We start from the raw sequence: 11,895 nt of genomic DNA, 5'->3' as shown, positions 1-11,895 counted from the left end.
CGCGTTGCAAGCGGCAATCCTGACGGTCAGGCGGCCGCCTTTGACAACAATTTCTCGACATAAGGTCCGAGATCCGGCTTGAAATGCTGGTGCGCGATCAATCGGGCAAAGTGGGCGAACACCCGCGGATAATCGTTTTCGACACCGGCGTGCAGGATCTTGTCCAACCCGCGCTCGTTCAACTGCACGGCCCGCGCATGCTCGTTCATGAACAGCGCAAGCTCGGCCGCGAAGCAGATGTCGGCCAGCGAGAGGCTGTCGCCCACCAGCGCGTCGCACCGTGGAGACAGCGCCTGCTCCAGCCCCGAGGCGTAGATCGCAAAAGCCAGCTTGGCGCGCGCGTGGATCGCCGCATCGACGGAGCCGTCCGCCAGCGCCAGCAGGTAGATCTGCGAATCCCGTGCGAAGACCAGGCTGACATCGAGAAAGCTGTCGATGCGGGACGCTTCATAGGCGTCGCGACCGTAGAGCGGGAACGCCGCCTCGCCGAGCCGCGCCACCGCGCGCATGATGCTGTTCGACTCAAAGATGCCGACCGTGCCATCGCGCCCGAACGCGGCCGGCACGTTGCCGAACGGCTGCGCCTCCATGAACGCGTCGGTCTTGAAGAGCTGCGCGCTAGTCAACCCGACTCGGCCAGTGCGCGCCAGGGACGCGAGCGATTGCCGCTCCTCTTCCGCCAGCGGACGCGCATCGTAATCCCACAGCCAGTCGCGCAGTTCCTTGCTGGATGCGCCTCTGACCTCGACGTCCACGCCGCAGAAGCGGGCGGCAATGGTTGCTTTCCACACCCGCGGATTGGGCAGGTAGGAGAAGATGCGCAGGTCGGCCATCGTGGATTGCTCCTGATGCGGCCGCCGCCTCAGGCGGCGAGCTTGAGGATCTTGACGACGTCGCTGGGCTCGCGGATCGGCTGCGGGTTCGTCCGGGTGAAGATCGAGAGCATGGCGTTCTTGCCGATCAACTCGAAGCGATCCTCGGCGACGCCGACATCGGCGAGCCGCCGCGGCAGGCCTAGCTCGGCGATGAACGCCGCGAACGCCTCGCCGGCGTCGCGCTCGGGCGCACCGAGCGCGGCGGCGATCGATTGCTGCGCGGCCTCCGTCGCGGGACGATTGTATTTGAGCACGCTCGGCATCATCACCGCCGTGCAGAAGTAATGCGGCACATCGCAGGTGCCGCCGAGCACATGGCCGATGGCATGGCTCGCTCCCATCGGCACCCGCGACTGCAACCCGAAGGCCGACAGCCACGAGCCCAACTGGCAGTTCAGCCGCGCTGCCTCATCGTCGGGGTTAGCCTTGGTGCGCAGCAGGCCATCGTGCAGATAGCGCAGCCCCTGCTGACACACGGCATCGACAAGCACGTTGGGACGGGAGGAGCAGATCGCCTCGATGCCGTGATCCATCGCCCGCGTGCCGGAGCCCAGCCAGAGTTTCTCCGGCGTATATCTGGTGATCGCGGGGTCGAGGATGATGCTGCGCGGCATCATCAGGGGATGATTGAAGATCTGCTTCAGCTTGCGGCTGGTGTCGGTGACCAGCGTGCCCGAATTATATTCGCCGCCCGACAGCGTGCTGGGGATCGCTATCATGCGCACCTTCGGGGTCCGGAATGCGCCGAAGCGGCGCTCGGGCGTGGTCTCGAAGCCGTCTAGCCCTTCCGGCGCGAAGATCTCGTGCTCCATGCACATCAGCACGATTTTCGCCGCATCGACCACAGAACCGCCGCCGATCGCGACGATCAGATCGGCCTTGGCCTCCTTGGCCTGCCGTGCAATCCGCACCACCACGTCCCGGGTCGTGTGCTGCGGCACGCCGTCGAAGGTCTCGGCATGGCGATCGCCGAGGCCTTTGCGAATCTTCTCGATCTCGTCGGTTGTCGTGTTCAGCGTGCGGCTGGCAATCAGATAGACGCGCGTCGCGCCGAGCCGCTCGGCCTCCTCGCGCAACGCTTCGGCCGCCGGCTTGCCGTAGCTCACAGATTCCATGGTGGGGTATTGATGGCTGCCCGTGACGTGCATGCTCTTCACTCCCTCGGTGGGTCCGTGATTAGTCCAATCAATCAGGTCGACAGTTTGGAAAAGTCCGGCGGACGCCGTTCGGCGAAAGCGGCGAAGGCCTCGCGCGCCTCCGGCGTCGTCAGCCGCTCCTTGAACACGGCTGCTTCCGCGGCGATTTGCGCCGCGATGCGCTGGTGCTCACGCATCAGTCTCTTGGTCAGGCTGAGCGACCCCGCGGGCCGCGTAGTCAGCGCGATCGCGGCGTCATACGCCTTCTTGCGCAGCTCGGCTTGCGGCACCACGGCATTGGCGAGGCCAGATGCCACCGCACCCGCCGCATCCATCGGCTCGCCGAGCGCAAACATCGCGTAGGCGCGTGCATGTCCGATCCGCAACGGCAGCAGCCAGCTCGATGCCGCTTCCGGCACCAGCGCGAGATTGACGAACGGCGTGATCAGCCGCGCATTGTCCGCGAGATAGACCAGATCGCAGTGCAGCAGCATGGTGGTGCCGACGCCGACGGCATTGCCCTGCACGGCGGCGACCAGCGGCTTGCCGACCTTGCTGATGGTCCCGATGAAGCGATGGGCGGGGCTATCGACCGTGCTTTCGCCGCGCGCCTGGCTGGCGAAATCGGCGAGATCGTTGCCCGCGGTGAAGCTGTCGCCATCGCCCTGGAACAAGATCACGCGAACGGAGGCATCCGCCTCCGCCTGCTTGAGCGCATCAGACAGGGCGTTATACATGGCGCCTGTCAGCGCGTTCTTCTTCTCCGGACGCTGCAGCGTCAGCGTCATGACACCATCGGCAATCTTGACTTTGACGTGCTCCGTCATGGCGTCCTCCGTCACGCCACGGCGCGGGCCGGCGTGGTCTCGACGATGCCGTCGAGGAAACCGGTCAGCCGCTGGCGGATGATCTGCTCGGCTTCAGCCATGATGCGGTCGATCAGCTCCTTGACTGTCGGGATGTCGTGGATCAGGCCGACCACCATGCCGCAGCTCCAGGCGCCGGCGTCCATGTCGCCGTCGATCATCACCTTGGGATAGACACCCGCGACCTGCTCGTGGATGTCCTCGATCTTCAACTTGGCGCCCTTCTCGCGTTCGATCTCGAGCAGCTCGTCGACGCCCTTGTTCTTCAGCACACGCTCGGTGTTGCGCAGCGCGCGCATGACGAGGCGGGTGTCGAGCTCGTTGGCCTCGACCAGCGCCTGCTTCACATTGGGATGAACCGGCGCTTCCTTGGTGGCGATGAAGCGCGTGCCCATGTTCATGCCCGCCGCGCCCATCGCCAGCGCCGCGACCAGGCTGCGCGCATCCGCCATGCCGCCGGAGGCGACGAACGGGATCTTCAGTTCCTCCGCCGCGCGCGGCAGCAGGATCATGTTCGGGATGTCGTCCTCGCCGGGATGGCCGCCGCACTCGAAGCCGTCGACGCTGACCGCATCGCAGCCGATCTTCTCGGCCTTCAGCGAATGCCGCACCGAGGTGCATTTGTGGATCACCTTGATGCCGGCGGCCTTCAGCGCCGGCATGTATTGCTCGGGGCTGCGGCCTGCGGTCTCCACCGCCTTGACGCCGCCTTCGCGGATCGCGGCGATGTATTCCGGATAGGGCGGCGCGGTGAAGCTCGGCAGGAAGGTGAGGTTGACGCCGAACGGCTGGTCGGTCATGTCGCGGCAGCGCGCGATCTCCTTCGCCAGCACTTCCGGCGTCCTCTGCGTCAGGCCCGTGATGATGCCGAGGCCGCCGGCGTTGGACACCGCGGCCGCCATCTCGGCGAAGCCGACATAGTGCATTCCGCCCTGGATGATCGGATGCTGGATGCCGAACAGTTCAGTGATCGCTGTCTTCACGAATATCTCCTGCGTTTCCGATCAGTGGACGATTTCGAACAGACCCGCCGCGCCCATGCCGCCACCGATGCACATGGTCACCACGCCGTATTTTGCCTTGCGCCGTCGGCCCTCGATCAGGAGGTGGCCGGTGAGCCGCGCGCCGGTCATGCCGTAGGGATGGCCGATTGCGATCGAGCCGCCATTAACGTTCAGCTTGTCCGGATCGATGCCGAGCTTGTCGCGGCAATAGATCACCTGCACCGCATAGGCCTCGTTGAGCTCCCACAGATCGATGTCGTCGATCTTGAGATTGTGCCGCTGCAGCAATCGCGGGATCGCGGCGACCGGGCCGACGCCCATCTCGTCCGGCTCGACGCCGGCGGCGACGAAGCCGCGGAAGATGCCGAGCGGCTTCAGGCCCTTCCTGGCCGCGATCTTGTCGCTCATGATCACGCAGGCCGACGCACCGTCCGAGAGCTGGCTAGCGTTGCCGGCGCTGATGGTCTTGCCCTCGAACACCGGCTTGATCTTGGCGAGGCCCTCCGCGGTCGTATCGGGACGCGGACCCTCGTCCCGCGACAGCGTCACCTGTTGGTAGCTGACCTGCTTGGTGTCCTTGTCGACCACGGCCATTTTGGTGGTGATCGGCACGATCTCGTCGTTGAAACGGCCGCCCTGCAGCGCGGCACCGACGCGGCGCTGGCACTCCAGGCTGTATTCGTCCTGCCTGTCGCGGCCGATTCCGTAGCGCTCGGCGACGACTTCCGCCGTCTCCAGCATCGACATGTACATGTCCGGCTTCATCGCCATCAGCTCGTCGTCGACGGCGTGGAATTTGTTCATGTGCTCGTTCTGCACCAGGCTGATCGATTCGATGCCGCCGCCGATCGCGATCTCGACGCCGTCGAGCATCACCGAACGCGCGGCGACCGCGATCGCCTGCAGGCCGGAGGCGCATTGCCGATCGATGGTGGTGCCGGCGACCGTGACCGGCAGCCCGGCGCGGATCGCGCCCTTGCGCGCGACGTTCATCACCATGGTGCCCTGCTGCATCGCGCAGCCCATCACCACGTCCTCGACCTCGCCCGGCGCGATGCCGGCGCGCTTCACCGCCTCTGCCATCACATGGCCGGCCAAGGTCGGGCCATCGGTGTTGTTGAGCGCACCGCGATAGGCCCTGCCCACGCCGGTGCGCGCGGTGGAAACGATAACTGCGTCTGCTGTCATGCTAGGTCTCCTTAAGCCGCCGCGTCGAGCTGCGCATAGCGAAGCACGTGATAGGCGGGATCGCCGAACTGGATGTTGATGGACAAGATACGCTTGAAGTAGTGGCCGACATTGAGCTCGTCGGTCATGCCCATGCCGCCGTGGATCTGCACCGCCTGGTCGGCGACGAACTTGCCGGCATAGCCGATCTTCGATTTGGCGCCCGAGGCGAGCCGCGAGAGGCCGGCTTCGCCTGCGTTGAGGCTGAGATTGAGATGCTGCATCAGGGACAGCCCCTCCTGATGCGCGATGAACATGTCGACCATCCGATGCTGCAACACCTGGAAGGAGCCGATCGTGACGCCGAACTGCTTTCGCGTCTTGGAATAATCCAAGGTCGCGGCGTTCAACTCACCCATCGCCCCGACCAGCTCGGCGCACAGCGCGCCGATCGCCCGGTCGCGGCAGGCCTCGAGCGCGGCGACGCCGTCGCCCTCGCGGCCCAGGAGCTGGCCGCGCACCTCGCGCAGGCTGATCTCGGCGGCGCGCCGGCCGTCGATGGTCTTGAAGCTCTTGAGATCGAGGTCGGTGGCGCGGCGATCGACCACGAACAGGCTGACGCCGCCGCGATCGTGGCGATGACCCGAGGTGCGAGCGGAGACGATCAGATAATCCGCCCAGGGCGCCGCGATGACCGCCGTCTTCTCGCCGGTCAGGACATAGCCGTCGCCGTCCCGGCGCGCCGCGGTGGTGACGGTGGCGAGATCGAAGCGCGAGCCCTTCTCGGTCCACGCCAGGGTCCAGATCTCGTTTCCCGCGATGATCTCGGGAAGGAAGCCCTGCTTCTGTTCCTCGGAGCCCGCCTGCTCGATCAAGCCGCCGGCCAGCACGACCGTCTCGACGAACGGCTCGACCACGAGATGACGGCCGAATTCCTGCATGATGATCATGGTCGACAGCACTCCGCCGCCGAGTCCGCCGACGGCTTCCGAGAACGGCGCGGCGAGCAGGCCGAGCTCGGCGAAGGCGCCCCACTGCTTGCGGCTGAAGCCGTCCTCACCCGCGACGATCTTGCGCCGCGCATCGAAATCATACTGGTCGCGCAGCAGCCGCTGGAGGCTGGACCGCAACAATTCCTGCTCTTCCGTGAACTGGATATCCATACGATCCTCTTGTTGCGCTGTTGCTAGAGACCGAGCACGGCCTTGGCGATGATGTTGCGCTGGATCTCGTTCGATCCGCCGTAGATCGAGAGCTTGCGCGCGTTGAGATATTTTTCCGACGCGGTGTGGCCGTAGTCCGGGCCGGGCATGAAATGGTTCGCGCTGACCGGATGCTCGCGGATCGCCAGGCCATAATTTCCGATCGCGCGATGGGTCAGTTCGGTGATGTTCTGGAAGATCTCGGTGCCGCGGATCTTGAACAGGGATGCCGCCGGCCCGGGGTCGATGCCGCGGGCCATTTGCGCCACGACGCGCAGCTCGGTCGCCTCCAGCGCCAGCACGTCGAGCTCGACGCGGGCGATGTCTCGGATGAATTCCAGATAGGCCGGATCGTCTGCCGGAATCTCCGCCTTCACGATCTTCTTCAGCCGTTCGATGTAGCGCGTCGAGCGGCCGATGCCGGCCATGCTGGTGCGCTCATTGCCGAGCAGGAACTTGGCGTAGGTCCAGCCCTTGTTCTCCTCGCCGATCAGATTCTCGACCGGCACGCGGACGTTTTCGAGGAAGACGTCATTGACCTCGTGCGAGCCGTCGATGGTGATGATCGGCCGCACGGTGACACCCGGCGATTTCATGTCGATCAGCAGGAACGAGATGCCGGATTGCGGCTTGGCCGCCGGATCGGTGCGGACCAGGCAGAAGATCCAGTCGGCATGCTGGGCCAGCGTGGTCCAGGTCTTGTGGCCGTTGACGATGTAGTGGTCGCCGTCGCGCACTGCCTTGGTGCGGACGGTCGCGAGATCCGACCCCGATCCCGGCTCCGAATAGCCCTGGCACCACCAATCCTCGCCGGAGAGAATGCGCGGCAAGAACTTTGCTTTCTGCGCCGCGTTGCCGAACGTATAGATGACGGGGCCGACCATGGTGACGCTGAACGCCAAAGGCGGCAGCGTGCCGGCGCGCGCCGTCTCCTGCTCGAAGATGAAGCGGCGGGTGATCGACCAGCCGGGCCCGCCATATTCCTTGGGCCAGAGCGGCGCGATCCAGCCCTTCCTGTGCAGGATGCGATGCCACAGCAGCATCTGCTCCTTGGAAAGGTCGGTCTCCGGATTAGGGACGCGCATCTCCGCCGGATAGTTGTCCTTGATGAAGGCGCGAACCTCGTCGCGGAACGCCACATCTTCAGGAGATAGCGCGAGCTCCATGGGACCTGCTCCTTACCACTTCTCGCCGAAGGGACGGATTTCCAGCTCGAAGGTCCACGCGCTCTTCGGCTGCTGGTAAAGCTGCCAGTAGGCGCCCGCGACGGAGGCCGGCGGCATCAGGACGTCCGGATTGTCGAGCGCGTTGGGGCCGAGCGCCTCGATCCGACGCTGCCGCACCCATTCGGTATCGACGCCGGAGTCGATGATGAGGTGCGCGACGTGCATGTTCTTCGGACCCAACTCGCGCGCCATCGCCTGCGCCACCGCGCGCAGGCCGAACTTGGCACTGGCGAAGGCGGCATAGCCGCTGCCGCCGCGCAGCGACGCGGTCGCGCCGGTGAAGAAGATGTTGCCCTGCCCGCGCGGCAGCATCAGCCGCGCCGCCTCACGCCCGGCCAGGAAGCCGGAATAGCAGGCCATCTCCCAGACCTTGCGGAACACGCGCTCGGTGGTCTCGAGAATCGGGAAATTGACGTTGGCGCCGATGTTGAAGATGCAGACCTCGAGCGGCGCGTGCTTGTCGGCATCGTTGAGGAAGGAGATGATCTCCTCCTCCTTGCGCGCATCGAGCGAGCGGGCGTGGATCTCGCCGCCGGCGGCCTCGATGTCCTTGACGAGCGGCGCCAGCTTGTCGCCGTTGCGGCGGCCGGCGAAGATCGTGAAGCCTTCGGAGGCGAATTTCTTGGCGATCTCGCCGCCGATGAAGTCGCCGGCACCGATGACCGCGACCGTCCTGTTTCTCTTCTGCATGGTGTTCTCCGGCTTTTGTTTGCGTAAGTTGCTGTTCGGACGCGTCAGCGCGGGCTGCGCACCGACTCGGCCAGTTTGTGTTTCAGCAGCTTGCCCGTCGACGTCGCGGGCAGCGCGTCCATCAGGATAATCTCCGACGGCCGCTTGTACGAGGTGAGTTGCGGCGCGACATGGGCCATCAGCTCCTGCGCGGTCGCCGTCGCGCCCTTGATCAGCTGCACGAAGGCGACGACCTCCTCGTTGCCCTCGACCTGGCGTCCGACCACGGCGCACTGCACCACCGCATCATGCGTGCTCAGCACCGCCTCGATCTCAGCCGGATAGACGTTGAATCCGGAACGGATGATCATCTCCTTGGTGCGACCGACGATGAAGAGGGCATCGCCCTCGAAGCGGGCGAGGTCGCCGGTGTTGAACCAGCCGTCGCTGTCGATCGCCTTGGCGGTCAGATCGGGGGCGCGGTAGTAGCCGCGCATCACATTCGGGCCGCGGACATGCAGCTCGCCGACCTCGCCAGCACCAACCGCCTTGCCGTCGCGTCCGACGAGCCTGGTTTCAAGGCCCGGCAGGATGGCGCCCACCGCATGGTCGGCCCGCGGCGTATCGTGCCGCACGCCCGAGATTCCCGGCGAACACTCGGTAATACCGTAGCCGTTGAGCAGCGGCAGGCCGAGCTCCTGCTCGACCCGCGACTTGAGATCGAGGTCGAGCGGCGCACCGGCCACCGAGATCAGGCGAAGCTTGCCGCGGTCGAGCTTCGGCAGGCCGGCATTGCGCCGATATTCGAGCAGGCGCTGATAGGTCGCGGGCACGCCGTTGAGGATGGTGATGCCCTCCTCCGCCATCGCTTTCACCAGCGCGGCTGGGTCATACTTTGCGACCAGGCGCACGGTGGCGCCGACCATCAAGGTCATGGTGAGCAGGGAGATGCCAACGATGTGTGAGATCGGCAGCACGCAATACTGTACATCCTCAGCCGTCATCTTGCGCCAGGCGGCGGTGCCGCGGGCGCTGAACAGCAGATTGCGGTGAGTCAGCATCACGCCCTTCGGGGTGCCCGTGGTGCCCGACGTATAGATGAGCACCGCGACCTGCTTCGCGCCGTCGGACTCGACCCGCTCGGCCAGCGTCGCCAGGTTCAGGCCGGTGACGCCGACGCCGCGGAGCGGGCCGACGTCCTGCACGATGGCCTCATAGCGCGCGGCGTGCGCCGCCGCTTCCTGCGAGACCTCAGCGGTCAGGAACACGCGGCGGGCGCCGCTGTGTTCGCGGATCTGATCGAGCTCGCGCGGCGACAGCCGCGGATTGACCACGATGGACCAGACGTCGAGCCGGCTGGCGGCCAGCAGCAGGCAGGCGAGCGGAATCGCATTCTCGCTGACAATCATGATGCGGTCGCCAGGGCGAATGCCGACCGCACGCAGCGCATCGACCACGCCGCTCACGTCCCGATCCAGCTCGCGGTAGGTCAGCTTCGCGCGATCGTCGATCAGCGCCGGATGATCCGGCGTCGTCGCGACATGCCGATCCATCACCTCGTGGATACGGTTCGGCAAGCCTGCAACACTTCCTTCCATCACCTGCGTCGTCGCCAGCACCGAAACCTCCCTGCGATAGCCCTGGGGGCTTGTTTGTTTGCTCCGATCAGGCGGTCTTGCGCCGCCCCACGGCCAGCTGCGCGACGATCTCTTCCTCGACCTCGCGCAATTTGTCCTTGCCGAAGAAGATCTCGTCACCGACGTAGAAGGTCGGCGACCCGAACGAGCCGCGTGCCACCGCGTCGCTGGTGTTCTCGATCAGCTTCTTCTTGACGTCGTCCTGCTGGGCGCGAGCGATGAGGCGGTCGATGTCGAGACCCGAGGACAGGAATGCCTCGCGGAAGATCTGCGGGTCGTCCATCTTCTTGGGCTCGACCCACATGTGATGATAGGCGGCGCGGAAATAGGCTTCGAACAAGCCCTCGAACTGCGCGGCCACCGCGCCGCGCATCAACGCCAGCGTATTCACCGGAAAAAACGGGTTCGACTTGAACGCCGTGATGTTGTGACGCCGCAGGAAGCGCTCGGTCTCGAGCGCGTTGTATTCGGGCTTGTTCTTGATCCCGCGCAGGGAGTCGGCCGGCGACATGTTGCCGGTTGCCTTGTACACGCCGCCGAGCAGCACCGGGACGTAATCGAACTTGACGCCGGTGCGCTGCTCGATGTCCGGCAGCACGAGCTCGGCGAGATAGGCGTTGGGACTGCCGAAATCGAAGTGGAACTCGACCTTGAGCGGAGCAGCCATGAAACGCCTTCCCTTCGACTGGCGGCAATTGCGCGCCGCCGGGTTGATCGTGGTCGAGACCTTAAGTTCTATTTTCGAACTGTCAATATGATATTTATCATTCAATGGCTCTCTGGAGGCATCTTATTGAAATGATACTAGTTCCGATTTAGAATTTATTTGCGCTGCCGTTGCAGATCGCTGGAGACGCCGATGAGATGGGATGCACTCGAGGAGGAGCCGTGCTCACTGGCCCGCACCGTGGCCGTGATCGGTGACCGCTGGAGCCTCTTGATCCTGCGCGAATGTTTCTTGCGCATCCGCAGGTTCGATGACTTCCAGGCGTCGCTCGGGATCACCCGCCATCTGCTCGCCGACCGGCTGAAGAAGCTGGCGCGCTTCGGCGTGCTGCGCAAGATTCCGTATCAGGAAGCCCCGAAGCGCTACGAATACATCCTGACGCAGAAGGGCCTCGATCTCTATCCGATCATCATGTCGATCGTGCACTGGGGCAACATCCACATGGTCGACTCGCGCGGCCGGCCGATGCTGCACCAACACAAGACCTGCGGCCACATGTTCGACCCCGTCATGGTCTGCTCGGAATGCGGCGAGCCACTGTCAGCGAAAGCCGTGCACGTGCATCCCGGCCCGGGCGCGCGACGGTCCTCGCCCGCGCAAGCACACCGCAAATGATCGCTTTGTCGAAGCCGGGCTGGGCTCAACGGCGCCGCCGCCGGATTGTTTGAGGAGTATGCGGATTGCGTCAATCAGGCTGTGGCTGCGCGAAACCTACGACACCACGCCGATGACGAGGCCCGCCAGCATGGCGGGCCCTTTTGCGAGGCGATCCCAGCCGAACCGATAAAGACGGTGGACCTTGGACCGCCCGACCGCCTGTTCAATCGTCGTCGGAGTCCCAACCCGACACGCTGCGGTAATCGTCGTCGCAATTGCGATACCGGTATCGAGGCGCGTAATAGCCGTCGTCATAGCCGCTGTAGGTGCGGCGGTACGTCGGATATTCGCTGTAGCCCTGGTACGACGGATAGGACGGGTAGGCCTGCGCCTCCGAAGCCAGCGCGCCGCCAATGAGGCCGCCGACGATCAGGCCGCCGATCAGCGCAGCGTTTCGGCCGTCACGTGCTTGAGCCGGCGCGGAGCCGGCGGTCAGTGTTGCCGCCACCGCGAGCGCAGCGAGACCACTGGAGAGGGCTTTCGTGAGCGAAGACATGTGTCGCCTCCATTAGGATTGCGCGAACGTTCTATGTTGCCCGCCTTGAAGCCATGCTGAACATGCTGTTGTCGGTCGTTCATCTCGGGGGGCGCTGGACGGGGCTGAGATCGACGCACGCGCCCGTCAGGTCGTTCGGCAGACGCTTCGTCCCACCAGGAAGAAAGAGGCCGCCGGTTGAGGCGGCCTCTGTGCCCTTTATCTTAGCGCCGGAGCTTGCCGGGTGCGTAGCC

Annotated in this window: 12 protein-coding genes; 1 reads left to right on the top strand and 11 read right to left on the bottom strand. The window is 65.0% G+C overall.

Annotated features, from left to right (window positions below; translation table 11 throughout):
* Positions 1–26: 26 nt before the first annotated feature.
* Genes MTX19_RS03870 through MTX19_RS03825 form a run of 10 tightly spaced genes read right to left on the bottom strand, consistent with a single transcriptional unit; the run spans position 27 to position 10,449 of the window.
* The gene (locus MTX19_RS03870) at positions 27–833 is read right to left on the bottom strand and encodes a glutathione S-transferase (RefSeq protein ID WP_280982507.1); all 807 of its coding nucleotides are present in this window, start codon (positions 831–833) and stop codon (positions 27–29) included.
* A gap of 29 nt (positions 834–862) precedes the next feature.
* Positions 863–2,023, bottom strand: a complete 1,161-nt coding sequence (locus MTX19_RS03865; protein WP_280982506.1) for an iron-containing alcohol dehydrogenase — start codon at positions 2,021–2,023, stop codon at positions 863–865.
* 41 nt (positions 2,024–2,064) lie between these two features.
* Positions 2,065–2,838: an enoyl-CoA hydratase-related protein gene (locus tag MTX19_RS03860; RefSeq protein WP_280982505.1), complete on the bottom strand. Its 774-nt coding sequence runs from the start codon at positions 2,836–2,838 to the stop codon at positions 2,065–2,067.
* A gap of 11 nt (positions 2,839–2,849) precedes the next feature.
* The gene (locus MTX19_RS03855) at positions 2,850–3,860 is read right to left on the bottom strand and encodes a nitronate monooxygenase family protein (RefSeq protein ID WP_280982504.1); all 1,011 of its coding nucleotides are present in this window, start codon (positions 3,858–3,860) and stop codon (positions 2,850–2,852) included.
* Positions 3,861–3,881: 21 nt separating this feature from the next.
* The gene (locus MTX19_RS03850; RefSeq protein ID WP_280982503.1) at positions 3,882–5,069 is read right to left on the bottom strand and encodes an acetyl-CoA C-acyltransferase; all 1,188 of its coding nucleotides are present in this window, start codon (positions 5,067–5,069) and stop codon (positions 3,882–3,884) included.
* An 11-nt stretch (positions 5,070–5,080) separates the two neighbouring features.
* Entirely contained in the window at positions 5,081–6,211 is a 1,131-nt protein-coding gene (locus MTX19_RS03845) for an acyl-CoA dehydrogenase family protein (RefSeq protein WP_280985847.1), read from the bottom strand.
* A 23-nt stretch (positions 6,212–6,234) separates the two neighbouring features.
* Entirely contained in the window at positions 6,235–7,416 is a 1,182-nt protein-coding gene (locus tag MTX19_RS03840) for an acyl-CoA dehydrogenase family protein (protein WP_280982502.1), read from the bottom strand.
* Between the two features lie 12 nt (positions 7,417–7,428).
* Entirely contained in the window at positions 7,429–8,166 is a 738-nt protein-coding gene (locus MTX19_RS03835) for an SDR family oxidoreductase (protein ID WP_280982501.1), read from the bottom strand.
* 44 nt (positions 8,167–8,210) lie between these two features.
* The gene (locus MTX19_RS03830; protein ID WP_348638265.1) at positions 8,211–9,764 is read right to left on the bottom strand and encodes an AMP-binding protein; all 1,554 of its coding nucleotides are present in this window, start codon (positions 9,762–9,764) and stop codon (positions 8,211–8,213) included.
* Positions 9,765–9,810: 46 nt separating this feature from the next.
* Complete coding sequence (locus tag MTX19_RS03825) at positions 9,811–10,449, bottom strand: 2-hydroxychromene-2-carboxylate isomerase (RefSeq protein WP_280982500.1); 639 nt, start codon at positions 10,447–10,449, stop codon at positions 9,811–9,813.
* Positions 10,450–10,641: 192 nt separating this feature from the next.
* On the opposite strand from MTX19_RS03825, the gene MTX19_RS03820 reads away from it, so the two are divergent.
* The gene (locus MTX19_RS03820; protein WP_280982499.1) at positions 10,642–11,124 is read left to right on the top strand and encodes a helix-turn-helix domain-containing protein; all 483 of its coding nucleotides are present in this window, start codon (positions 10,642–10,644) and stop codon (positions 11,122–11,124) included.
* A gap of 205 nt (positions 11,125–11,329) precedes the next feature.
* Here MTX19_RS03820 and MTX19_RS03815 read toward each other — a convergent pair whose 3' ends face one another.
* The gene (locus MTX19_RS03815; RefSeq protein WP_280982498.1) at positions 11,330–11,662 is read right to left on the bottom strand and encodes a hypothetical protein; all 333 of its coding nucleotides are present in this window, start codon (positions 11,660–11,662) and stop codon (positions 11,330–11,332) included.
* Positions 11,663–11,895: the final 233 nt, after the last annotated feature.

Source organism: Bradyrhizobium sp. ISRA464, from assembly GCF_029910095.1.
GTDB lineage: Bacteria > Pseudomonadota > Alphaproteobacteria > Rhizobiales > Xanthobacteraceae > Bradyrhizobium.
Note: the sequence above shows the minus strand (reverse complement) of the source record. Positions and strands in the feature narration are given on the sequence as shown.